The organism is Brachybacterium aquaticum, assembly GCF_014204755.1.
In the GTDB taxonomy this organism is placed as follows: domain Bacteria; phylum Actinomycetota; class Actinomycetes; order Actinomycetales; family Dermabacteraceae; genus Brachybacterium; species Brachybacterium aquaticum.
On sequence record NZ_JACHLZ010000001.1, the window covers coordinates 1,965,484 to 1,988,968 of the forward strand.

The following is a 23,485-nucleotide window of genomic DNA, read 5'->3' on the forward strand; positions in this document are numbered from 1 at the left end:
GTCCCGTGCGAGCCGCCGGTAACCACCGGCCTTGACTTACTCCTCGTCCTCCAGGGCGAGCTCCGCCTTGAGCTCACGGTGCGAGATCGTTCCCGGCTCCTGGTGGGCCACCTCGGCTGCTGCAGCCTCGAGGACGTCCTCGAACTCCCCGTCCGGGTCGTAGAGCGCGAGCCATCCCTGGTATGCCTGCCACAGGGCGTGCCCCTGCTCCACGCGCTGGCTGGCTATGGGGCGGCCGCGCTCGTCGACGGCCGCGATCTCGACGATCATGGGGTCGCCTCGGTGGTCGAGGTGATAGCGCACCACGATACACGGATCCTCGCTGATCTCGACCTCGAAAGTCGCCTTATACGAGAGGCCAGTCCACATCATCTCTAGCTGATTCGCAAAGGACTCCGGATCCTTTTCATATGCCTTCTGGAAACGGAAGACATGGTTGGCGATCTGAGCGTGAAGAGATTCAGCCGTGGGGGAATTCTCCTGCATAGCGCCCGGAATTGCACTACCCGTGACGAGATCTTGCCCAGCTCGGCTGCGCGCGGATACTGGACGCATGAGCTCCGCTGACCACACCCCCGCGCAGGACACCGACCTCGAGCTGTTCATCGCCCGTGCCAGCAAGGTCTGGGACGAGGCCGTGATCTTGGACTGGCTCGAGGGGCGCAACGCCTTCCTCGGCGGGACCACGCCGCTGGATATGATCCGTCGCGGACGGACTGCCGCGGTGCTCGCCGCGATCACCGGCGACGAGGCTGGCGTTTACAGCTGAGGGGGCTTGTATGACCTCGCGGAGGATCGCTAGCGCGTCTCGCAGGGCCATCATGAAGGAGGTGGCTTCGTGATGCGCCGCCGCCTCACCGATGCCGAGCGTGAGGAGCTCGCCCGTATCGGCCACGACCGGTACATGGCGGGCGAGACCTGGGCCGAGATCGCACGCGATCATGACCTACACCCCGAGACCGTCCGCCGGATCGGCGCCCAGCTGCGTCCGGTCGCGTATCGCCGGTGGGGGCAAAAGCCTGTCGCCGACCCCGGGGAGGTCGCCGAGCGGCGGCTACGAGGCGAGAGCATCCAGAAGATCGCCGAGGCGCTCAGTTGCTCCCGCACCGCCGTGCGCACCGCGATCGAGAGCACCAGCGGCGTCCCGAGCACGAGGTACCCGAGACTCTCAGCGCGCAGGATGCCGACGGACGCGGAGCTGCTCGAGCTGCGACAGCTCTACGAGGCGTGCCCCGAGGCTGAGCGGAACCGGCCTGGGCACCGGGACACCGGGGGAGAGGCGGGTACGGTGCTCGCGACGGCCTGCCTCGCACTCGTGGAGGACGGCGTGCCGATGCAGACACTGTCGACTGCGCTCGGGCGTGGACCGACGTGGGTGCACTGGCTGCTCGGCCGACACGGGGTCAGCACCGATACCAGAGCGGGCCGGAGCACGCGACATCGGACGAGGCAGATCTGGGGCTGACCTGCTGGGGAACTCTCAAGATGCGCCCCGGTAAGAGAAGAATCTGTTTCTCCGCGAAGAAATGCCGGATCAGAATCAGGATCAGGATTTCGTGTCGCTGTTGTTGGTAATCAATGCGGCGGTCGTTGCGATAGCGATCGCGCCGATGGCCGCGCCTGCCACGGCAACGGTCTTAACAGCCGCGAGTGCAAAGGACTGATGATTCTCGTTCATCTTTGCCTCTAGCTCGATCGCCTCCTTGACGAGACCGAGCAAAAGGATGCGATCCTCGAGTTCCAGAGGTCCGCTATCTAGTTCGCGTTCAATCATGGCGCGATACTCTGCGAATGCGGCATGAACCTTCTTCTGCGATTTCCAGTTGGCACTCAGGACAGTGTTGGTGCCGCTCTGCACTCGGTCGAGGGATCCCTTCACAAGACTCTCGAAGTCGGGTAGGGCGGCGACGGCGGCAGCGACGGCTTCCTTGCTCATCGTTGGAATTTCCTGCAGGAACTGAGGGAGTTTTTCGACCGGCAGGTCCTTGATCGACTCAAGTCCTAGCTTTTCCTCGAGCTCCTTCTGCTCGTCGAACGCTGGATCTGTGGAATCGTTCACGTCTTGCCCCCTCGATGTCAGCTCCGCTGAGATCAGGAGATCTCCGCTGGATCTCGATCCTACGCGGGCGTTGTGACGAACGGAGGTCCGTTAGTCGGGTCGTGAGTGAAGCGTGGGACCGTCGACGTAGCCCGCATACGTCCGTCGGTCTTCGTAGGTTCTTGCTGAGTGGCTATACAGGGATGCTGGTTCCATGGTCGGCAAGGTCCATACCCCCGCACAGGACGGCGACATCGAGCTGGCCATCGCCCGCGCCAGCAGGGTCTGGGACGAGGCCGTGATCCCGGACTGGCTGGACGGCAGCAATGCCCACCTCGGCGGGCGAGCCCGCGCGAGGTCATCCAGCGCGGCCGCAGTTGAGTCCCGCATAGTGGTGTAGCGCGGTGGCCGCAGTGATCGTCTCGGACGTGGGCGCGGCCACCGTGTGATCCTTCGAGTGAACCTCTCACAGCACTCTCGAACGGAGTCATCACGATGACCGCTCCCCATATTGTCGACCCTTCCGGCCTGCTTGGTGAAGCCCTGGCCGAGGCGTCCCCGGATCTGATGCGCAGCCTGCTCCAGGACGTGATCAATACCCTGCTCTCCGCGGACGCAGACGCTGTCGCCGGCGCGGAGTACGGTCGGCCCAGCGCTGGTCGTTCTGCGCAGCGCAACGGCTACCGCCACCGCGACCTCGACACCCGCGTCGGCACCATCGACGTCGCAGTCGCCAAGCTCCGCTCTGGCACCTACTTCCCCGACTGGCTGCTCGAGCGGCGCAAGCGCGCCGAGTCCGCGCTGATCACGGTCGTTGCAGACTGCTATCTCGCCGGCGTCTCCACCCGCCGCATGGACAAGCTCGTGAAGACTCTCGGCAGCAACTCGCTCTCGAAGTCGCAAGTCAGCCGGATGGCCGCATCGTTGGACGAGCACGTCGAGCAGTTCCGCCACCGGCCCTTGGGCGAGGCCGGGCCATTCACGTTCGTCTCCGCTGACGCGCTGACGATGAAGGTCCGCGAGGGCGGGCGCGTGATCAACGCCGTCGTCCTGCTCGCGACCGGCGTCAACGCAGACGGGCACCGCGAAGTCCTCGGCATGCGTGTTGCCACCTCCGAGACCGGAGCGGCCTGGAACAGCTTCTTCGCTGACCTCGTCGCTCGCGGCCTCGCCGGAGTCCGTCTGGTCACCAGCGACGCCCACGCCGGCCTAGTCGAGGCGATCGCTGCGCACCTGCCTGGCGCGGCCTGGCAGCGGTGCCGCACCCACTACGCCGCGAACCTCATGGCAGTGACGCCGAAGAGCATGTGGCCGGCGGTGAAGGCGATGCTGCACAGCGTCTATGACCAGCCCGACGCAGCAGCCGTGAACGCTCAGTTCGAGCGGTTGCTGGACTACGTCAGCGAGAAGCTCCCGGCGGTGGCCGAGCACCTCGACGCGGCCCGCGCAGACCTGCTCGCGTTCACGGGGTTTCCCAAGGACGTGTGGGTGCAGATCTGGTCGAACAATCCCACCGAGCGGCTGAACAAGGAGATCCGTCGCCGCACGGACTCCGTCGGCATCTTCCCCACCCGCGAAGCGATCGTCCGTCTCGTCGGCGCGGTCCTGGCCGAACAGACCGACGAGTGGGCCGAAGGGCGCCGCTACCTCGGCCTCGACGTCCTTGCCCGCTGCCGCCTCAACCTCGTCCCCGACACCAGCACCGAGGAGGTCATCACCAGCTCCCTGCCCGCCCTGACCGCCTGACCTCTCAGCGAAGGATCGCTACACCACTTCCAGGGACTTGACCCTGCTCGCACCGGTGGCACGCCTCGGCGCAGACCTTGCAATGCTCATGCATATCGGCGTGCTGCGCGCACTCGTCGCCACACGCCCTGCAGGCAACCATGCAGGACTGCAGCTGGGCGCGAAGGACTTCAGTATTGCTGCCGGTCTGGCGGGAAAGGACATTGCCAGTGGCTGCGCAGATGTCCGCGCAATCGAGGTTCTTGCGGATGCACGCCGTCAGGTCGGCGACCATCTCTTCAGACAGGCAGGCGTCAGCGCAGGCAGTGCAAACCTGAGCGCACTCGAAGCACACCGCGATACACGCGGCGAGCTTCTCCTGATCCACGGACCCAGAGCCGATCGGATGAGTCTCCAGCATGGCCTTCACGGTGTGCGTCATAGCGCGCTCCTGCCATCGGTGCGACCTCGAGGAGAACCATGTCGACCCTCCACATCTGTGACGGTAGACACGCGGCCCCGTCGGCGAAAAGGGGAACGGCCATGAAGATCGCAATAGGGTCCAAAAGAGGATTTTTGCGACACATCTGTCGCACTGGGTATACCCCAACGAAGCAACTGCCATGAGCCGAATCATGGCATGCGGTCGACCCTCGACGCACTCGCCCTTACCCGCCGCGGCCGCCGGCCGCCGGCCGCCGGAGCATGATCTGAAACACCGCCGTGGCGCTCGCGATTCTCATCGCGCTGCTTTTTCGCGTGCTCTTCGATGTCTGGACCTAGTCGGCCTGGTCCTCGCCGCGGAAGTCGCCGAAGTCGCCGAGTGCAGCGCGCCGCTCCCGACAGGGGTGAGCGCCAGCACGAGACGCCCGTGCCGGTGATCTCCGCAGTCCGCCAGGAGGAAAGCTGCGCCTCGGCGCGCTGACGTGGGGATCGCCGACCCGTGAGCCGTCGTGCTCCACTTAAGCCACAGTCTGCCCAACGAAGGTAAAGGCGAGCCCTACCCCCCGGGGGTATGCACGGTTATGGAGTCAAGGATCGGCTAAATCCTTCGGTGGACCCTCCCATCGTTGTTCTGTGGGGCTGATCAGGGCCGTACGTTGATGTCGCCGCCCACGACATGAGCCGTCGCCTCGTTGCTCGCTCCGCTGTCGCTGTGGCACTGACGAAGTCATCGACTCCCGCCCGACTCGAGTGGGAAATTTACGGAGTAGAACCATGTCCCAGAACAACACCCACCGCGCCGTCGGCCGAGCAGTCACGCCTGTCGGGACCGCCGGCCGCGCACTGCGGGGCACCGGTGGTGCCGCTGTGCTCGGCACGGTCGTCCTCGGATCCGCACTGCTCGCGGGCCCCGCGCAGGCCGCCCCCGCCGGCTCGCCCGCCGCACCTGCCGTTGCTGCGCAGGCTTCAGCCCCCACGGCGCCGGCCCCGGCACATGCGACATCCGCGCTTGCGGCCGAGAAGCTGCGGTGGGGATCGCAGGGCTCGTCGGTCGAGCAGCTCCAGACGGCACTGAACGAACACGGTGCCTCGCTGTCGGTCGATGGCAAGTTCGGCCCGCTCACCCATGGGGCCGTGAAGGACTTCCAGCGCTCGCATGGCCTGAAGATCGACGGCATCGTGGGCCCCGAGACGCGCGGCGCACTGAACGGCGGCGCATCGACCTCGGGCGGTGGAACCTCTGCTCCCGCCCCCTCGAACTCCGCGACGAACTCGCAGCAGGCGATCGTCGACGCCGCGCGCAGCCAGATCGGTGCCTCCTACTCGTGGGGGACCTCCAAGCCGGGCGTCAGCTTCGACTGCTCGGGCCTGAGCTTGTACGCGTACAAGCAGGCCGGTATCGACCTGCCCCGTACCTCGTCGCAGCAGGTTGCGGCTGGAACCACGATCTCGAAGTCCGAGGCCCAGCCCGGCGACCTCGTGGTGTGGCCCGGCCACCTCGGGATCTACGCCGGTGGCGACACGGTCATCGACGCGGGGCGCACCCCGGGCGCCGTCACCGAGCGGACCATCTGGGGTTCGCCGACCTTCGTCACCTTCCGCTGACCGCAGGTCGCAACGCCCGCGCAGAGGGAGCCCCGACCAACGGTTGGGGCTCCCTTTGCGTGCAGAGGCAGCGGTATCAGCTGATCGAGGCCAACAGCTCGGCACAGGCCTGCTCGCAGCGGCGACAGGCGTCCGCGCAGACCTTGCAGTGCTTGTGCATTTCAGCGTGCTTCTCGCACTCCTCGGCGCAGGACCGGCACGCCGCCTGACACGCCTCGAGTAGAGCACGGTTGAGGGCGATGTTCTCGCCCGTCTGACGGGACAGGACGCGTCCGGTGGCTTCGCAGACGTCGGCGCAGTCCTGGTTCCGGCGGATGCACTGGGTCAACTCCGCCACCATGTCCTCGGCCAAGCAGGCGTCCGCGCAGGCTGTGCAGGTCTGGGCGCACTCGAAGCAGGCCTCGATGCATTCGGCGAGCTTCTGCTGGTCGATGGTGCCGAGGTCCTTCGGGTAGGTCTGAAGCATTGATGCGACGTGATGGGTCATGGTCCTGCTCCTTCTCGTTCCGAACGGCCCGGCGGATGCCGGCCCGTCCTGACGACGCTAGCCATCGCCCCCCGAAGGACGGAAGCGGATAGACCACTCGTTTGGAGGCAATGCGGAATGACTGGCCAACGTTGTGCTCAAGAAGTCAAGATCTGACCTTGAGGAGACCTTGATCTAGGGGTCATAGGATGGCGCAAAGTGTCCTCTGACTAGGAGAAATCATGCGTTCTCGTCGCTCTCTCGGCCGTCTCGCGGCCGTCGTCGTCACCGGTGCGATTGTGTTTGCCGGATGCACCGACAACGGGTCTGACGACGGTCAGACATCGGGTGGGTCCGAGGCATCGGAGGCGTCCGATGGAGGCAGCCACGGCGGCATGGAGCACCCGATGGATGGCGGCCCAGCGCCTGAGGGGATGGTGCCCGCGGAGGATCCCGAGTTCCCGGTCGGCACGGAGGTGACGCTCACGGCGGACCACATGGAGGGCATGGAGGGGGCGACGGCGACGATCTCCGGTGCCTTCGACACCACGACCTACTCGGTCAGCTTCACCCCGACCGATGGCGGTGAGCCGGTCACTGACCACAAGTGGGTCGTTCACGAGGAGCTCGAGAACCCGGGCGAGGCACCGCTGGCAGAGGGCACCGAGGTGGTCATCACCGCCGATCACATGACCGGGATGGAGGGCGCTGAGGCCACCATCGACAGTGCCACCGAGGAGACCGTGTACATGGTCGATTACGAAGCCGACGGGATGATGATGACGAACCACAAGTGGGTCGTCGAGAGCGAGATCGAGCCTGCGTGATGACCTCCCCGTCGAGCCCTCGAGGTGCGCTCGCCTCCTCCGGGGGTAGGCCCCGTCGCCGCACCGGCCGGTTGCCGCGCCGATCGCTCGTGCTCGGTGCCGGCCTGTTCCCGCTCGTGGTCGCCGGCTGCGGGGCCGGCGGGTCCGAGCCCGCATCCATCACGGGTGATCAGGAGTTGCTTCAGGAACATGGCTTCGCCGACGCGGACGCGCACGAGATCATCGACCGGCTCGAGGCGCTCCCGGTGGCTGAGCGACCGCAGGATCTGATCGCCAGCGTCACCGCGACGTCTCTGCAGCTCCAAGACGATGCAGGGCGCGAGGCCGAGCTGCCCCTTCCCGAGGACCAGTTCTACTTGTCGGTGGCCCCGTTCGTCGAGACCACCCACGAGTGCGCCTTCCACAGCCTGACCACGTGCCGCGGAGAACTGCGCAGCCGCGAGCTCACCGTGAGCGTGGTCGACAGCAGCTCGGGCGAGGTCCTTGAGGAGGGCACTCGCACCACGCATGACAACGGGTTCCTCGGTCTCTGGCTACCGCGCGGGATCACCGCGGAGCTCACGTGCACCCTCGAGGACTACACGGGGACCGCGTCCATCTCGACCCAGGCGGAGGATGATCTGACCTGTCTGACCAGTCTCCAGCTGACGTGAGCAGGCGAAGCACCCGGTCCGCCTTCTGGCATTCGGTGGTCGGCCCAACTGAGCGGAGCGTGACACCACGCCTGAGTCGTCGGACCACGCTCCGACTGGGCGGGAGCCTGCTCGTCCTCGCGCCCCTTCTTGCGGCGTGCAGCAGTTCTTCGGACGCCGCGAGTGAGGCGAACGCCGGGTACGTCTCCGGCGATGGTGTCGTCGTCGAGATCCCCCCGGAGGGACGCGCCGATCCTCTGGAGATTCGGGGAACCACCTACGACGGCGACGACTTCGACTCCACGGCGCTGCGCGGTGCACCCTTGCTGATCAACGTCTGGTATGCGTCGTGTCCGCCGTGCCGGGTCGAAGCACCGGCGCTGAAGGCCGTGCACTCCGAGTACAGCGCCCTGGGAGTGGAATTCGTGGGCGTGAACACGCGCGACAAGGCCGGGCCAGCCGCCGCGTTCGAGGAGACCTTCGGCATCACCTACCCCTCGATCCCCGACACCGACGGGGCGGTGATCGCGTCCATGGACGGCAGCGTCTCGCCCAACGCCGTCCCCACGACTTTGATCCTCGATGCTGAAGGACGAGTAGCCGCCCGGATCGCGGGCGCAGCCGATCAGAGCACCCTAGAGAGCCTCTTGGATGCCGTGCTAGCGGAGGCCGCCTGATGGGTGAACTGTTCGCCACCACCGTGCTGAGCGGACCCCTGGCCGCAGCCCTGCTGCTGTCGATGGTGGCCGGTCTGGTCGCGTTCCTCTCGCCGTGCGTGCTTCCGGTGGTCCCCGGCTACCTCGGATACATCACCGGGCTCACCGGAGGAAGCGCCGGGCCGCCCCGCACCGGCGATCCCGGGGAACGGCCATGGCGCCTGGTCACCGGCGCTGTGCTGTTCGTCGCGGGCTTCACGGCGGTGTTCCTGGTCATCGGCGGTTTCGTCGGTGCACTGGGGTCATTGGTGATCCAGTACACGAGCGCGATCAATCGGATCTCCGGGGTGCTGGTCATCCTCATGGGCCTGGTGTTCGTGGGAATCTTCCCCCGCCTCTCCGGTGTGAAAAGGATCCGGAAGCGCCCCGATGCCGGACTCGCCGGCGCCCCGCTGCTCGGGATCACGTTCGGCTTCTCCTGGACCCCGTGCATCGGGCCGACGTTCGCCGCAGTCGCCGCACTCAGCCTCGGGGAGGCATCCGCGAGCCGCGGCGCTCTCCTGGCTTTCGGCTACGCGATCGGGCTCGGGATCCCGTTCATCCTCTTCGCCCTCGTGTTCCGGCGCGCCCTAGGAATCTCCAGAGTGCTGTCCCGGCATCGCCGCACGCTCCAGATCGTCGGCGGGTCCGTCCTGATCACCATCGGGCTGCTGCTGGTCTCCGGGGTGTGGGAGCAGTGGATGGCGCTCCTGCAGGTCCAGATCGGCACCTTCACCACGATCGTCTAAGGGTACTGCTCTCGAGGATCAGCGTTCAACGGTCGCTCGAGGAAGCCGGATGGTGAAGACGGCTCCCCGCCCGGGCCCCTCACTGGCGGCAGCCATGGTCCCGCCGTGCGCATCCACGAGGGCGCGACTGATCGTCAAGCCGATTCCCGAGCCGGAGTTTTCGCGGGTGCGAGCGCTGTCGGCGCGGAAGAAGCGTTCGAACAGCCGCGCCTGGTCACGCGCGGTGAAACCCTCACCGTCGTCGGACACCGCGATCTCCACCACGTCGCCGGTGGTGAGCGCTGAGAGAGTGACGGCGCCCCCGGGCGAGGTGTGCCGCAGGGCATTGCTCAGGAGGTTTCCGAGTACCTGGGCGAGGCGGTCCGGGTCGGCGTGAATGATCGGGGAGCGGCGCATAACGAAATCTCGTCGCAATGCCACACCCGCTGCCTCGAACCTCTCCTCCCATTCCTGGAGTGTTGAGTCCAGCAGGTCGCGGACCGACGTGGGCCGCAGCTCCACCGGGAGCTGTCCCTCTTCGACACGGGACACCTCGCTGATGTCGTCGGCCAGCCGGGACAGGCGTATGGTCTGACCGGCAAGGATGGGCATGGCCGCCTCCGGCTCGATGACACCATCAGCCATCGCCTCGTGATGTGCCGAGAGAGTCGCAATGGGAGTACGTAGCTCGTGGGCGAGGTCAGAGAGCAGCCGGCGACGATTCTCTTCGACGGCATCTAGGCGTGCAGCCATGTCGTTGAGCGTGGCGGCCAGAGAGTCCAGCTCGGTTCCCGCACCGAGGGCGGGCACCCGAGTGGAGTAGTGGCCTCGGGAGAGTTCGTCCACGGCCAGGGTGAGGCGGTGGAGTGTCTGCCGGAGTCGTCGCGCCAGTCTCCAGGTGACCAGGCCTGCCGCTAGGAGGGAGACCACCAGTCCGACCCCCAGTGCGAGGGCGAGGGCGTCACGGTAGGCGCGCTCGATATGCAGAATCTCAGCGCTGCCCACCGGAAGAGCAGTCTGGAGCAGGTGATAGTGGAAGACGGCGGGTCCGATCATCACCGTCAGAGCGGTGATGCTGACGGCGCCGGCACACAGCACGATGAGCTGGCCGATCATCAAACGTGAGGCGAGGCTCGTGCCGGGGCGGATCGTTCTGGCCGATGAGCGGGGATCAGTCACGCCCTCAACCCTTCCCCATCCGGTACCCGATACCGCGGACCGTGGTGACATACCGTGCCGAACCCGCTGTCTCGTCCAGTTTTCGTCGCAGGTTGGCAATGTGCACATCGACGAGATGGTCATCTCCGATCCAGGTATCACCCCAGACGGCTTCCATCAGCTGGTGGCGGCTGAAGACCTGGCCCGGCCGACGGGCCAGGGTCATAAGCAGTCCCCTTTCGGTGGGGGTCAGCGGGACTGGTTGGCCAGCGAGCCGCACCTCCTGGGCGGCCGTATCGATCTCAAGCTCTCCGAATGCGCGCACCATGCCCGAAGGAGCGGTCCCGGGCTCGCCGCGGGGCCGCCGCAGCACGGCCTGGACCCGGGCGACAAGTTCACGCACGCTGAACGGTTTGGTGAGGTAGTCATCCGCACCCACCGACAGGCCCACCAGGCGATCAACCTCCTCTGATCGCGCCGTCGTGATCAGCACGTAGCAGTCGGAGAAGGCGCGGATCCTCCGCATCACCTCCAAGCCATCGAGGCCAGGCAGGCCGAGATCGAGGATGATCACGTCCGGTGACAAGGCGCGGGCTACCTCCACCGCCTCCGGACCGCTTCGCGCGCTCCCCGTGGCGTAGCCGGCCTTCACGAGGTATGCCTGCACGACGTCCGAGAGCGCGACTTCGTCTTCGACAACGAGAACCGTCGCTGCAGCTCGAGCCGATTCACTCCTCATGGGCTCCAGTCTGATCTCCGTTCCTGGGCGCCGTGGAGGTCCTGCTCGAGTCCGACCGGGAGCTGGCCGAGCCCGCGCGGCTCGAAGACTGGGTCGTCGACACCGGGGTCGAGCTCTCGCGGCCGGCCAGGCGCGCCGCGCTCTTGGCAGGGGTCAGATCCAGTCGGCGCAGCATCTGCGCATTCAAGGCCACAACGACAGTGGACAACGACATCAGGATCGCGCCGACCGACATGGGCAGTACGAATCCGATCGGCGCCAGGACACCGGCGGCCAGCGGAACGGCGGCGATGTTGTACCCGGCAGCCCACCACAGGTTCTGCTTCATCTTGCGGTAACTGGCACGGGAGAGCTGGATCACCGAGAGTACCGAGCGGGGATCGTCGGAGGCTAGGATCACGCCGGCGGAGGCGATCGCGACGTCGGTGCCGGCACCGATCGCGATGCCGACGTCGGCCTGCGCGAGGGCGGGGGCATCGTTGACGCCGTCGCCGACCATCGCCACGGCTCGTCCGTCGCGCTGGAGCTCGAGGACCTTCTCGCTCTTGTGCTCCGGGCGCACCTGGGCGAAGACCTGGTCGATACCGAGCTCGCCGGCCACGGCGCGGGCAACGGGCTGGGCATCGCCCGTGATCATGACGACGCGGATTCCCAGCTCGTGCAGGGCATCGACGGCCTCGCGAGATTCCTGGCGCACTTCGTCGGCCAGGCCGATCGCTCCCGTGACCTGCCCGTCGAGGAGGACATGGAGGACGATCGCTCCGTCCGCGGACCACGGCCCGGTGGCCGGTAGCGGTCCCTGGCCGTGCTCGGCCAGGAGGTTGGGTCCGCCGACCTGGACGGTGCGCCCGTCCACGGTGGCGCTGACGCCGACCGCGGTGGTGGACTGGAACTCGGTGGCGCGCGGCACGTCGAGTCCGCGTTCCGCGGCAGCGGCGGTGATGGCGCGGGCGAGCGGGTGCTCGCTGTCGGCTTCGGCCGCGGCGGCCAGCGCGAGCAGCTCGTCCTCGCCCAGGGTGCCGACGGTGGTGACGTGGTTCAGGGCGGGCTCGCCCTTGGTCAGCGTGCCCGTCTTGTCGAACAGGACGGTGTCGATGGTGCGCATCCGCTCCAGGGCGGCACGCTCCTTGACCAGGACGCCGCCCTTCGCGGCCCGCTCGGTCGAGATGGACACCACCAGCGGGATCGCCAGACCCAGCGCGTGAGGGCAGGCGATGACCAGAACGGTGATCGCGCGGACCAGTGCACTCTCGGGCACCCCGACGACTGTCCACACGATCGCGGTGACGATCGCCGCGATCAGCGCGTACCAGAACAGCCAGGCGGCGGCTCTGTCCGCGAGCAGCTGGGCCCGGGTCGTGGAGGATTGGGCGTTGGCGACCAGGCGCTGGATGCCGGACAGGGCGGTGTCCTCACCGATCGCGGTGACGCGCACGCGCAGCGCGTTGTCCGTGGCCACCGTGCCGGCGACGACCTGATCACCGATCTCGCGACGCACGGGGCTGGACTCGCCGGTGATCATCGACTCGTCGACGTCGGCGCCACCATCGATGACTTCCCCGTCGGCCGGGACCCGGCCACCGGGTCGCACGATCACGACGTCTCCGAGCTGCAGCTCGGCCGGGGAAACCGCGACGATGTCCTCGCCCTCGATCTTCTCGGCCTGGTCGGGCAGGAGCGCGGCCAGGGAATCCAGCGCGGAGGAGGTCTGCGCGAGGGAGCGCATCTCGAGCCAGTGGCCCAGCAGCATGATCACGATCAGGAGGGCGAGCTCCCACCAGAAATCGAGCTCGTGGGAGAGCAGTCCGAGGCTGGCGCCGAGCGAGGAAACGAAGGCGACCGTGATCGCCATCCCGATCAGGAGCATCATGCCGGGCTTGCGATCCCGGATCTCCTCGACCGCGCCCGTCAGGAACGGTTTCCCGCCCCACAGGTACATGACCGTGCCCAGGACCGGCGAGACCCACCGCACCCAGGCCGCGTCCGGCAGCGCATAGCTGAGCAGGTCAGCGAACATCCCGTTCAGCAGCACCGTCGGGATAGCAAGGACGAGCATGATCCAGAACAGCCGACGGAACATCCCCACGTGATCACCATGACCCGCATGGCCCCCGTGACCCGACATGTCGTGCCCCGCGTGCGGGTCGTGGTGCTCGTGGCCCGCCATGTCGTGCTCACCGTGCCCGGTCATGTCATGGCCGGTGTGAGTGGCGGTCGGCAGGGCATGCCCCTCGTGCGCCATCTGCTCGGCATCGTAGCCGCCATGACGGTCCCCGCCCGGCGGAGCGCCCGCCGGGCCGTGTGGGCCCGTGCCGCGGTGATGCCCGTGCTGGGCCATGTCGTGCCCGGCGTGGTCGGGTTCGGGGGTAACCGGGTGGTCGTGGTGGTGGTGGTGGGGGGTGCTCATGGTGTCCCTTCCGCAAGGCCTCGGACGAGGCTGGGTGTTGCCGGGGTGGGTCAGGCGTCGGCCACGGTGTAGCCGGCCTCCGCGACGGCGGCGCGGACGGCGGCCGGTGCGGCAGCTCCGGCCACGGTCACGGTGGAGATCCCACCGGGCGCCAGGTCGATCCGTACTTCCTCCACGCCCTCGAGAACGGTGATTGCCGTGGTCACGCTGTCGGCGCAGTGACCACAGGTCATGCCCTGCACCGGATACGTCGTGGTCTCGGCCGCGGACGTCGCAGTCGCCTCAGCAGCGGCGCGGTCCTCCACCGGGGCGGTGGCGCAGCAAGAACAGCCGGTGGAAGCCATCGGCAGGGGTCGAAGTGTCTCGGGGCTCATGAGGTACTCCTCGCATCAAAGGGTGCAGCAGCGGCGGAAACTGTCGTTGCTCCCCTCAGTTTTATACCCCCAGGGGGTATTTGGCAAGTGATCCACTGCGGGAGCATGGGGTCGACCGGTCGCTCGGTGCCGGCTGCGCGGCTCTCGTCGGACACGCTCTCGTCCGCGATCGAAGAACGGCCGAGCCTGCCCGTCCCGCTGCTCGCAGTTGCGTGCGGCGCCGCCATTAGCAGGAACCCCCGAAATCACGCCCGCGGCCCGGGCAGCCGCTTTTGAGCTATTAAGGTCCCGGCCCCAACGGGCGCTAGCCGGAAAGACCAGCTATCGGCTAGTGCCGGCCGCGGCGGTCCGGGCTAGCCCGCGGCGCCGCAGACACGCCGCTGCGGCATGCCCGAGCGCGCCGCGGGTCGGGGTCGGCCCATAGGGTGGCGCGCCCGCTGGAGGGGAGGGGGTGAGTCGGGAGATCACAGAGGCGCTGGTGGCGGTGGCGGCACTGGCGACGGCGCTGCTGAACCTCTGCGCAGCCGTACTGCGGCTGCGTGAGGCCGAGCAGACTCGGAGCCGGGAGCAACGGGGTCGCGGCGGACGACACCGACGATGAGATGACGGGAGGGGCGGGAGCAACCCGCCCCCTCCCGTCATTGCGGGACTCTCGAGCTGCACGCAGCGTTCCTACTGAGACCCGGCAGGGTCTCCGCCCGCTGGTGACACCATGGAGCGTGCCCACCAACGCTGAGAACATCCGCGCCCGCGACATCAAGGTGGTCACCTGGGCCGCCCCCTTCATTCGGTCCGGTCGCTCTGTGAGTCGTCGGTTTCGATTTGATGGGTGCACTGCCGGGCGTACTCGGCCGGGGGTAGGTAGCCGAGCGATGAGTGCCGACGCTGATGGTTGTACTCGGTCTTCCAGTCGCCGATCACGACCTGGGCGTGAAGCAGTGAGCAGAAGCTGTTGATGTTGAGTCACTCGTCGCGGAGGCGGCTGTTGAACGATTCGACGTATCCGTTGTGCCAGGGCGAGCCGGGCGGAATGTAGAACAGGCCGGTGCGGGTACCCGCCCAGTCGGCCATCGCGTCGCTGATGAACTCGGGCCCGTTGTCGCTGCGGAGCACACCCGGTGCACCGCGGACGGCGACGAGCTCTTCGAGGTGGGCGGTGTGAATCGCCCCGGGTTTGTTAGAGGCTCGCAAGTGCCGCGTCGGCGGGTGCCGGTGCGGGGTGGTGGTGATGGTAGGTGTCCTCGAGCTCGACGGGCGGGATCATGCCGATCTCCCCGTGAAGTCGCCGGTGATTGAACCAGTCGATGTTTTCCGCGGTCGCGATCTCGAAGTCGTCGATGTTCTTCCAGGGCCCGCGGTTGCGGACCAGTTCAGCCTTGAACAGCGAGTTGAAGGCCTCGGCCAGGGCATTGGCATACGAGTCGCCGGTGGAGCCGACCGAGGCGGCCGCGCCGGCCTCAGCAAGACGCTCGGTGTAGCGGATGGCGACGTACTGAACGCCCTTATCGCTGTGGTGCGTGAGCCCGGAGACGGCCTGGCCTGCGTGATCGCGGGTCCAGATGCCCATCTCGAGCGCGTCCAGCGCGAGGTTCGTCCGCAGCGACTTCGACAGCTGCCAGCCGACCACGCGGCGGGAGAACACATCGATGACGAACGCGGCATACACCCAGCCGGCGAAGGTGCGGCAGTAGGTGATGTCCGCGACCCACAACTGGTTCGGAGCGGTCGCGGTGAAGCCACGTTCGACCAGTTCAGGACGATTATCCGGGCCACGACCGGAGATCGTGGTGCGCGGGCCCTTGGCCCGGCTGACCTCTCGCAACCCCGCGCCGCGCATGAGCCGCTCGACCGTGCAACGCGCGATGACGACGCCCTCGCGGCGCAGCTGGGCGTGGACCTTCTTCGCCCCGTAGACGCCGAAGTTCGCCGCATGGACCCGGTGGATCTCGACCAGCGGTTCCTCGTCGCGTAGTGCTCGCTTCGAGGGTGGGCGGGTCTTGAACGCGTAGTTCGTGCTCGGCGCGATCTGCGTGCCCGCTGCGGTCAGCGTTCGACAGACCGGCCAGGCGCCGAACTCATGCCTGCACTGGTCGATGTACTCCACGATCAACGCTGTGGGCCGTCGAGCTCCGCCGCGAAAAAAGCCGAGGCCGACCTGAGGATCGGCGGATTCAAGCGGTCAGTGCAACGAGTCCTGTGAGATGAGGCAGTCACTGATCACAGGAGGATCCGGATGCAGGGCAGGCACGGTCATCTCAGCCGGGAGCAGAAGCAGCTCGGGCTCAGGCTGCACGGGAAGGGCTGGCGGCTGGTCGACATCGCGAAAGAGATCGGCTGCAGCGCGCCGATGGTCGGCATCATGGCCCGCACCGGCAGGCACCTTGACGCCAGGCCGTTCGGGTGGGAGCCACGTCAGGGCTGTCTGACGATCCACGAGCGCGAGCAGATCCTGCTGGGGATCAATCGTGGCGATACCTTCACCGCGATCGCCGAGCAGCTGGGGCGTGCGGTGTCGACCGTCAGCCGTGAGGTGAAGCGCGGCGGGGGTCGCTGCGGCTACTCGGCGTGGCGTGGTCATGAACGTGCCCGCGAGCAGGCACGTCGACCGAAGCCGTTCAAGCTTGCGTCGGGCCGGCTGCTCGAGGAGGTCGCCAGCCGGCTGGAGCAACTGTGGTCACCTGAGGAGATCGCGGCGCGCCTACGGTTGGATCACGCCGACGACCCGGAGATGCGCGTGAGCCACGAGACGATCTACCAGTCGCTGTTCGTGCAGGGCCGAGGCGAACTGCGCCGTGAGCTGGCGCGGTGCCTGCGGTCCGGAAGAGCGGCCCGCAAGCCCCGCCGAACCACGGACGGTCGCGGCCGCATCCCCGGCATGGTCATGCTCAGCGAACGCCCCGCAGAAGCCGACGACCGCGGCGTGCCAGGCCACTGGGAAGGTGATCTCATCCTCGGCGAGGGCAGCCGCAGCGCCGTCGGCACGCTCGTTGAGCGCTCGACGCGAATGACACTGCTGCTGCACCTGCCCGACGGCAAGAGCGCCGAGCAGGTCGAGGCCGCGATGCGCGCCGCAATCAGCAAGCTGCCGCCCTCGTTGATCCGAACGATCACCTGGGACCAAGGCGCGGAGATGTCCAAGCACGCCGCGTTCACCATCGCCACAGGAATCCCGATCTACTTCTGCGATCCCCACTCGCCCTGGCAGCGGGGGAGCAACGAGAACACCAACGGCCTGCTGCGCCAGTACCTGCCCAAAGGCACCGACCTGAGCGTCGTCAGCCGCGAGAAGTTGGACGCGATCCAGGACAGCCTCAACGGACGCCCCCGCAAGACACTGGGCTATCTGACACCATCAGAGAAGCTCGCAGAGTTCCTTGCGCCCACCGCTTGAATCCGCCATCGAGTTCGCCCTGCGCAGCTCACGCACTTCCTTCTCCAGCTCGACCAGGCGCTGGGACTCGCTGGTCGTGGTCCCGGGACGGTGCCCCTCGTCAACCTCGGCCTGCACGACCCAGTTCCTCAGAGTCTCAGGATTGATCCCGAGCTGCTCGCTCACACGGCGAAACGTTCCCGACCTCGTCGATGGATCGCGCCGTGACTGAACTGCCATCCTCGTGGCTCTCTCCCGAAGCTCGTCGGGGTACTTCCTCGGTGCTGCCATGCTCCTCATCCTCCCGTGGATTCAGAGCCTCCACCAGACCCGGGGCGATTCGCCGCGCATCAGTCCCAACTTTGCTGCTCCACCCCTCCGAGCCCGGATATTGAACAGATCATTCATCCAACGATCAGCTACCGCACCGAGACCTCCATCACGAGACGATCACGATTCCTCACGACCGTCCCGGACTGCAGGGGCCCTCTTCCGGGCGGTCGGCGCCGGCGATTCGCCCCGTTCGTCACCATTCGGACCCCGGTACGGCCCCGAGGGCTACCATGGATCAGCACATCCATGACCAGAGAGTTGAACGGTGCCTGAAACCATCCCGCACACCGACGAGGCCGTGTCGGCCTCCCCCGCCGTCGAGCAGAGCTCCGGCATCCCCGGCCAGAACCAGACCTTCGCGGACTTCGACGTCCGCCCCGACATCGTCGAGGCCCTGGCCGCGAAAGGCATCACCACGCCCTTCCCGATCCAGGCCCTGACCCTGCCGGTCGCGCTGAAGGGCCGCGACATCATCGGCCAGGCCAAGACCGGCACGGGCAAGACCCTCGGCTTCGGCATCCCGCTGCTGCAGAACTCCGTCGCCCCCGGCGAGGACAACCCCGGCGGCCGTGAGATCGGCAAGCCGCAGGCCCTCGTGGTCCTGCCCACCCGCGAGCTCGCGGTGCAGGTCGCCCACGACCTGGAGACCGCCTCCGCGAAGCGTCCGATCCGCATCCTCACCGTCTACGGCGGCCGCGCCTACGAGCCGCAGATCGAGGCGCTCGAGAAGGGCGTCGAGGTGGTCGTGGGCACGCCCGGCCGTCTCATCGACCTGATGCGCCAGAAGCACCTGGACCTCTCCCAGGTGCGCACCGCCGTGCTCGACGAGGCCGACGAGATGCTCGACCTCGGCTTCCTCGAGGACATCGAGAAGCTGCTCCAGGCCGTGCCGACCGACCGTCAGACCATGCTCTTCTCGGCCACCATGCCGGGCCCGATCATGGCGCTCGCGCGGCGCTTCATGCGCCAGCCCACCCACATCCGCGCGCAGGACCCCGGCGACGAGGCCCGCACCAAGGCGGACATCAAGCAGGTCGTCTACCGCGCCCACCAGCTCGACAAGATCGAGGTGATGGCCCGCATCCTGCAGGCCCGCGGGCGCGGCCTGACCATCATCTTCATGCGCACCAAGCGCCAGGCGGACCGGGTGGCCGGCGACCTCGCCGATCGCGGCTTCGCCGCGGCCCCGCTGCACGGCGACCTCGGCCAGGGCGCCCGCGAGCAGGCACTGCGCGCCTTCCGCAACGGCAAGATCGACGTGCTGGTCGCCACCGACGTCGCCGCCCGCGGCATCGACGTCACCGACGTGACCCACGTGGTGAACTGGAACTGCCCCGACGATGACAAGACCTACCTCCACCGCACCGGCCGCACCGGCCGCGCGGGCAAGAAGGGCACCGCGATCACGTTCGTGGACTGGGAGGACCTGGCGCGCTGGGCGCTGATCGCCCGCCAGCTGGGGCTGGAGTCCACCGAGGCCGTGGAGACCTACTCCACCTCCGAACACCTGTTCACCGACCTCGACATCCCCACCGAGGCCAAGGGCACCCTGCCCAAGGACAAGCGCACCCGTCAGGGCCTGGACGCAGAGGAGATCGAGGACCTGGGCGGTCCCGACTCGGCCTCCCGCCCCTCCCGCGAGGGCGGGCGCGGCGGCCGGGACGGCGGTCGTGGTGGCCCCGGCGGTCGTGACGGCGGCCGTGGTGGCCGAGACGGCGGGCGCGGCGAGGGCCGTTCCCGGGGCGGGCGTCGCAGCCGGGACGAGGAGTCCCGCGGCGAGAGCGGCGGCCGCTCCCGCCAGGACGCCCCTGCCCGGGACGAGGCCGACGGCGAGGCGGGCGAGACCCCGCGCCGCCAGCGCTCCCGTTCCCGCACCCGCCGGGTGAACGGCGAGGTCGTCGCGGGCGAGAGCACCGGCTCCGACGCGCCGTCGACCGGCCCCGAGGACAAGAGCGGCTCCTCCGAGTCCGGCGGCTCCTCGACCCGTCGTCGACGCTCGCGCGGCGGCCGCGGTCGCAGCCGCGGCGGGTCCTCGAACGGCGGATCGTCGAACGCCGACAGCTCGACCGGCGGCGGCTCCGAGAGCTGATCCCCCGACCTGACCCGCGGGCCCCGACGAAATCGCGTCGGGGCCCGTCGGCGTTCCGGGGTCAGGGCCGGATGACGCGGGTGCCGCTCGTGGCGCGGCGCTCGATCTCCGCGAGCACCTCCGGGGCGGTGAGGTTCTCACCGAGCACGTTCGGCTTGCCGGTGCCGTGGAAGTCGCTGCCGCCGGTGATCAGGAGGTCATGGGCGCGGGCGAAGGCGAGCAGGCGCTCGCGCTCCTCGGCCCCGTGCTCGCGGTGGTGCACCTCCACCCCGTCCAGGCCCGCCTCCACCATCGCCTCCAGCAGCTCCAGCGGCAGGTCGTCGTCGCGGGTGACCGAGCCGGGATGGGCGATCACCGACACCCCGCCGGCCTCCCGGATCGCGACCAGCGCCTCCAGCGGCGAGGGGGCGTAGTAGGGGACGTAGTACGGCCCGGACGGGCGCAGCAGCTCCCCGAAGGCCGCCGAGCGGTCCGCCACCACCCCCGCGGCGACCAGCGCATCGGCGATGTGGGGGCGGCCGATGACGGTCTCCTCCCCCGCCACCTGCTCCCGCACCCCGTCCCATGTGATCGAAAAGTCCTCCCCCAGCAGCTCGACCATCCGCCGGGCCCGCTCGATGCGGGAGGAGCGCGCCTCGCCCATCTCGGCGGCGAGCGCCGTCTCCGGTGAGGGGTCCACGAGCAGGGCGAGCAGGTGCACGCTGCGATGCTGCAGCTCCGAGGACACCTCGATGCCCGGCACCGCGGCGACACCGCTCGCGGCGACGGCGTCCGGCAGCTCCGGCCAGCCCTGCACGGTGTCGTGGTCGGTCAGCGCCAGGACGTCCAGGCCCGTGGCCGCCGCCTGCGCGAACAGCTCGGCCACCGACGTGGTCCCGTCGGAGCAGGAGGTGTGCGCGTGCAGATCGATGCGCTGCTCCGCGCCGGAGTCGGTCCGCTCACTCATGCGCCCAGGGTAGACCGAGGCGTGAGAAACTCGTGGAGTGAGCACCGAGAACACCGAGACCAGCACCGAAGCCACCACCAGCGGCGAGCGGATGAAGGACCTCGCCTTCCGGGGGGATTCCCGCTCGCAGCGTCCGAACAACGCCGCCTTCCGCGAGTTCATCTCCTCCGGCTGGGACGAGACCGTCCCCGACGCCGAGCGCCGCGAGTCCGCGGACTTCACCCCCGCGCGCCGCGACGCCCTCGTGCGCCGACTGCCCGCGACCCGGCTCGTGCTCCCCGCCGGCGTGCTGAAGGTCCGCTCCAACGACACCGACTACCCCTTCCGCCCCGACACCGCCTTCGCGTACTACTCGGGGCTCGGGACGGACGAGGAGCCCGACAGCGTGCTCGTGGTGGAGCCGTCGGCCGACGATCCCCGCGCAGCCGTCGCGACCTACTTCTTCCGCCCCCGCGCCGGCTTCGACACCTCCGAGTTCTACGCCGACTCCCGCTACGGCGAGATGTGGGTGGGCCGGCGCCCCACCGTCACCGAGGCCGCCCAGCGGATCGGCATCGAGGTGCGCCACATCGACGAGCTGCGCGACCACCTCGCCAAGGACGTCGGCGCCCAGCTGTCCCTGACCGTCATGCCCGGCGTGGACGCCGGCGTCGAGGCGATGGTGGAGGAGATCCGCGCGCAGAACGGCCTGCCGGACGGGGACGCCGCCGCCGCGGAGCAGGCCGCCCTGAAGGAGGCCGCGAGCGAGGCGCGCCTGGTCAAGGACGAGTACGAGGTCCGCCAGATGCGCGAGGCCGTCGCCGCGACCCTGCGCGGCTTCGAGGACGTCATCCGCCACCTGCCCGAGGCCGTCGGCCACCCCCGCGGCGAGCGGGTCATCGAGGGCGTCTTCGCCGCGACCGCGCGGGCCGACGGCAACGGCGTCGGCTACGACACGATCGCCGCCGCCGGCGACCACGCCTGCACCCTGCACTGGACCCGCAACGACGGGACCGTCCGGGGCGACGAGCTCGTGCTCATCGATGCGGGCGTCGAGATCGACTCGCTCTACACTGCGGACGTCACCCGCACCCTGCCCGTCGGCGGCACCTTCAGCGAGGTCCAGCGCCGCGTCTACGACGCCGTGCTCGAAGCCTCCGAGGCCGCCTTCGCCGTCGCCCGCCCGGGGCTGAGGTTCCGCGACCTGCACACCGCCGCGATGGAGGTGCTCGCCCGCCGCCTCGAGGAGTGGGGGCTGCTGCCCGGCACCGCCGAGGAGTCCCTCGCCCCCGAGGGCCAGTGGCACCGCCGCTGGATGCCCCACGGCACCAGCCACCACCTCGGCATGGACGTGCACGACTGCGCCCAGGCGCGCCGCGAGATGTACCTCGACGCGGAGCTCGTGCCCGGGATGGTGTTCACCATCGAGCCGGGCCTGTACTTCAAGGAGAACGATCTGCTGGTGCCCGAGGAGCTGCGCGGCATCGGCGTGCGCATCGAGGACGACGTGCTCGTCACCGAGGACGGGGTCGAGAACCTCTCCGCGGCCGCCCCGCGCCGCGCCGAGGACGTCGAGGCCTGGATGGCCGGGCTGCGGCAGTGAGCAGCACCGCCCAGCCCCGCTTCTACGCGGCCCGCCTCGCCGGCACCACCGTCTTCGACCCGATCGGGGACGCGGTGGCGACGGTGCGGGACGTGGTCGTCGTCCCCCAGACCCGCACCAGCGCCCGCGCGGTCGGGTTCGTGGTCGAGGTCTCCGCCAAGCGCCGCGTGTTCCTGCCGATCACTCGCGTCACCTCCATCTCCCCGGGCCAGGTCATCTCCACCGGCGTGCTGAACGTGCGCCGCTTCGAGAAGCGCCGCGGCGAGCTGCTGGTGATCGGCGACCTGCTGGACCGCGTGGTGACCCTCACCGACGGCAGCGGCGAGGCGACGGTGCTGGACATCGCCCTGGACCAGAACCGCCACCGCGACTGGATGGTCTCGCGCCTGCACCTGCGCCGTCGCCGCGGCGGCGGCTCGCTCAGCCGGCTCGTCTCCCGCGGGGAGACCCTCACCGTGGAGCTGTACCAGGTCAACGGCCTGTACGGCACGCAGGCGGAGCAGTCCGCGCACCTGCTGGCCGCCTCCTACCAGGACCTCAACCCCGCCGACCTCGCCGAGATCATCCAGGAGCTGGAGACCAAGCGGCGCATCGAGCTGGCCGGGGAGCTGGCCGACGAGCGCCTCGCCGACGTGCTCGAGGAGCTGCCCGAGGACATCCGCGTCGAGGTGGTCACGGGACTGGACGCCAAGCGCGCCGCGGACATCCTGGACGCGATGGACCCCGACGACGCCGCGGACCTCGTCCAGGAGCTGCCCGAGGCCGTGGCCTCCGAGCTGCTGGACCTCATGGAGCCCGAGGAAGCCGAGGACGTCCGCCGCCTGCTCGCCTACGACGAGTACACCGCCGGCGGTATGATGACCACCGAGCCGCTGATCGTCGCCCCGGAGACGCCGGTGGCGCACTGCCTGGCGATGATCAGCCGCGAGGCCGTGCACGCCGCGCTCGCCTCGACCGTGCACGTGTGCCGCTCGCCGCTGGAGACCCCGACCGGGCGCCTGCTGGGCATCGTCCACTTCCAGCAGCTGCTGCGGGAGCGGCCCGACCGCGCCGTCGGCGAGATCATCGACCAGGACAAGGTCGCCGTGCCCCCGTCGGCCCCGCTGTCCACCGTGACCCGCGAGATGGCGACCTACAACCTCGTCTCCATCCCCGTGATCGACGAGGACGGGCGTCTGCTCGGCGCGGTCACGGTCGACGACGTGCTCGACCACGTGCTGCCCGACGACTGGCGCGAGCAGGACGAGCCCCGGCCCACCACCGGGCAGATCGACCTGTCCGAGATCGCCCGGGCCACGGCCCGTGACGCGGCGGAGGAGGGCTGAGC

General features: G+C 68.7%; 23 protein-coding genes, 2 pseudogenes and 1 other annotated feature. Of the genes and pseudogenes, 13 read left to right on the forward strand and 12 right to left on the reverse strand.

All coding sequences use genetic code 11. The features are described from left to right. Positions 1-36: 36 nt before the first annotated feature. Positions 37-486, reverse strand: coding sequence for a hypothetical protein (locus tag HNR70_RS08765; RefSeq protein WP_184325309.1), 450 nt, complete (start codon positions 484-486; stop codon positions 37-39). 67 nt (positions 487-553) lie between these two features. Here HNR70_RS08765 and HNR70_RS08770 point away from each other — a divergent pair, with 67 nt between their 5' ends. Both HNR70_RS08770 and HNR70_RS08775 read left to right on the forward strand, forming a co-directional pair. Further along, entirely contained in the window at positions 554-769 is a 216-nt protein-coding gene (locus tag HNR70_RS08770; RefSeq protein WP_184325310.1) for a hypothetical protein, read from the forward strand. Between the two features lie 72 nt (positions 770-841). Next, a complete protein-coding gene (locus HNR70_RS08775; RefSeq protein ID WP_221421116.1) occupies positions 842-1,465 on the forward strand; it encodes a hypothetical protein in 624 nt (207 codons plus the stop codon). Positions 1,466-1,546: 81 nt separating this feature from the next. On the opposite strand, the gene HNR70_RS08780 is transcribed toward HNR70_RS08775, so the two are convergent. Continuing rightward, entirely contained in the window at positions 1,547-2,059 is a 513-nt protein-coding gene (locus tag HNR70_RS08780) for a hypothetical protein (RefSeq protein WP_184325312.1), read from the reverse strand. 193 nt (positions 2,060-2,252) lie between these two features. Here HNR70_RS08780 and HNR70_RS08785 point away from each other — a divergent pair, with 193 nt between their 5' ends. Then, on the forward strand, positions 2,253-2,438 hold the full coding sequence (locus HNR70_RS08785; RefSeq protein WP_184325313.1) for a hypothetical protein: 186 nt from the start codon (positions 2,253-2,255) through the stop codon (positions 2,436-2,438). Positions 2,439-2,533: 95 nt separating this feature from the next. Further along, complete coding sequence (locus HNR70_RS08790; protein ID WP_184325314.1) at positions 2,534-3,784, forward strand: IS256 family transposase; 1,251 nt, start codon at positions 2,534-2,536, stop codon at positions 3,782-3,784. 4 nt (positions 3,785-3,788) lie between these two features. Here HNR70_RS08790 and HNR70_RS08795 read toward each other — a convergent pair whose 3' ends face one another. Next, entirely contained in the window at positions 3,789-4,205 is a 417-nt protein-coding gene (locus tag HNR70_RS08795) for a four-helix bundle copper-binding protein (protein WP_184325315.1), read from the reverse strand. Positions 4,206-4,981: 776 nt separating this feature from the next. Here HNR70_RS08795 and HNR70_RS08800 point away from each other — a divergent pair. After that, a complete protein-coding gene (locus HNR70_RS08800; RefSeq protein ID WP_184325316.1) occupies positions 4,982-5,812 on the forward strand; it encodes a C40 family peptidase in 831 nt (276 codons plus the stop codon). A gap of 76 nt (positions 5,813-5,888) precedes the next feature. Here HNR70_RS08800 and HNR70_RS08805 read toward each other — a convergent pair whose 3' ends face one another. Continuing rightward, positions 5,889-6,299, reverse strand: coding sequence for a four-helix bundle copper-binding protein (locus tag HNR70_RS08805; RefSeq protein ID WP_184325317.1), 411 nt, complete (start codon positions 6,297-6,299; stop codon positions 5,889-5,891). A gap of 221 nt (positions 6,300-6,520) precedes the next feature. Here HNR70_RS08805 and HNR70_RS08810 point away from each other — a divergent pair, with 221 nt between their 5' ends. From HNR70_RS08810 to HNR70_RS08825, 4 genes are all read left to right on the forward strand, one after another. Then, complete coding sequence (locus HNR70_RS08810; RefSeq protein ID WP_184325318.1) at positions 6,521-7,105, forward strand: YdhK family protein; 585 nt, start codon at positions 6,521-6,523, stop codon at positions 7,103-7,105. An 89-nt stretch (positions 7,106-7,194) separates the two neighbouring features. Beyond that, complete coding sequence (locus tag HNR70_RS08815) at positions 7,195-7,758, forward strand: CueP family metal-binding protein (protein ID WP_184325319.1); 564 nt, start codon at positions 7,195-7,197, stop codon at positions 7,756-7,758. 59 nt (positions 7,759-7,817) lie between these two features. Then, positions 7,818-8,414, forward strand: coding sequence for a TlpA family protein disulfide reductase (locus tag HNR70_RS08820; RefSeq protein ID WP_259792588.1), 597 nt, complete (start codon positions 7,818-7,820; stop codon positions 8,412-8,414). Next, on the forward strand, positions 8,414-9,181 hold the full coding sequence (locus HNR70_RS08825; RefSeq protein WP_184325320.1) for a cytochrome c biogenesis CcdA family protein: 768 nt from the start codon (positions 8,414-8,416) through the stop codon (positions 9,179-9,181). The genes HNR70_RS08820 and HNR70_RS08825 overlap by 1 nt, the downstream gene beginning before the upstream one ends. Positions 9,182-9,199: 18 nt before the next feature. Here the strand turns inward: HNR70_RS08825 and HNR70_RS08830 are convergent, their stop codons facing one another. The 6 genes and pseudogenes from HNR70_RS08830 to HNR70_RS08855 form a co-directional block, all read right to left on the reverse strand. Next, positions 9,200-10,276, reverse strand: a complete 1,077-nt coding sequence (locus HNR70_RS08830; protein ID WP_184326620.1) for a sensor histidine kinase — start codon at positions 10,274-10,276, stop codon at positions 9,200-9,202. Between the two features lie 67 nt (positions 10,277-10,343). After that, complete coding sequence (locus HNR70_RS08835) at positions 10,344-11,057, reverse strand: response regulator transcription factor (protein WP_184325321.1); 714 nt, start codon at positions 11,055-11,057, stop codon at positions 10,344-10,346. Then, positions 11,047-13,464: a heavy metal translocating P-type ATPase gene (locus HNR70_RS08840; RefSeq protein WP_184325322.1), complete on the reverse strand. Its 2,418-nt coding sequence runs from the start codon at positions 13,462-13,464 to the stop codon at positions 11,047-11,049. Before HNR70_RS08840 ends, HNR70_RS08835 begins: the two co-directional genes overlap by 11 nt. Positions 13,465-13,514: 50 nt before the next feature. Beyond that, entirely contained in the window at positions 13,515-13,838 is a 324-nt protein-coding gene (locus HNR70_RS08845) for a cation transporter (protein ID WP_184325323.1), read from the reverse strand. A 783-nt stretch (positions 13,839-14,621) separates the two neighbouring features. Further along, a pseudogene (locus HNR70_RS08850) lies at positions 14,622-14,996 on the reverse strand (integrase core domain-containing protein); the annotation flags it as partial. A gap of 19 nt (positions 14,997-15,015) precedes the next feature. After that, positions 15,016-15,942, reverse strand: a complete 927-nt coding sequence (locus HNR70_RS08855) for an IS3 family transposase (RefSeq protein ID WP_184325324.1) — start codon at positions 15,940-15,942, stop codon at positions 15,016-15,018. Beyond that, positions 15,856-15,984, reverse strand: a sequence feature (AL1L pseudoknot). Its footprint overlaps the gene before it by 87 nt. Before the next feature lie 87 nt (positions 15,985-16,071). On the opposite strand from HNR70_RS08855, the gene HNR70_RS08860 reads away from it, so the two are divergent. Next, positions 16,072-17,229, forward strand: coding sequence for an IS30 family transposase (locus HNR70_RS08860; protein ID WP_184325325.1), 1,158 nt, complete (start codon positions 16,072-16,074; stop codon positions 17,227-17,229). A 6-nt stretch (positions 17,230-17,235) separates the two neighbouring features. Here HNR70_RS08860 and HNR70_RS08865 read toward each other — a convergent pair. Further along, positions 17,236-17,508: pseudogene (locus tag HNR70_RS08865) on the reverse strand (transposase); the annotation flags it as partial. 298 nt (positions 17,509-17,806) lie between these two features. Here HNR70_RS08865 and HNR70_RS08870 point away from each other — a divergent pair. Beyond that, positions 17,807-19,630 carry a DEAD/DEAH box helicase gene (locus tag HNR70_RS08870; RefSeq protein ID WP_184325327.1) on the forward strand — a complete coding sequence of 608 codons (1,824 nt, stop codon included), beginning with the start codon at positions 17,807-17,809 and terminating at the stop codon, positions 19,628-19,630. Between the two features lie 61 nt (positions 19,631-19,691). Here HNR70_RS08870 and HNR70_RS08875 read toward each other — a convergent pair whose 3' ends face one another. After that, on the reverse strand, positions 19,692-20,576 hold the full coding sequence (locus HNR70_RS08875) for a PHP domain-containing protein (protein WP_184325328.1): 885 nt from the start codon (positions 20,574-20,576) through the stop codon (positions 19,692-19,694). Between the two features lie 37 nt (positions 20,577-20,613). On the opposite strand from HNR70_RS08875, the gene HNR70_RS08880 reads away from it, so the two are divergent. Continuing rightward, positions 20,614-22,158 carry an aminopeptidase P family protein gene (locus HNR70_RS08880; protein WP_184325329.1) on the forward strand — a complete coding sequence of 515 codons (1,545 nt, stop codon included), beginning with the start codon at positions 20,614-20,616 and terminating at the stop codon, positions 22,156-22,158. Continuing rightward, entirely contained in the window at positions 22,155-23,483 is a 1,329-nt protein-coding gene (locus HNR70_RS08885; RefSeq protein ID WP_312857620.1) for a magnesium transporter MgtE N-terminal domain-containing protein, read from the forward strand. The genes HNR70_RS08880 and HNR70_RS08885 overlap by 4 nt, the downstream gene beginning before the upstream one ends. Positions 23,484-23,485 lie beyond the last annotated feature (2 nt).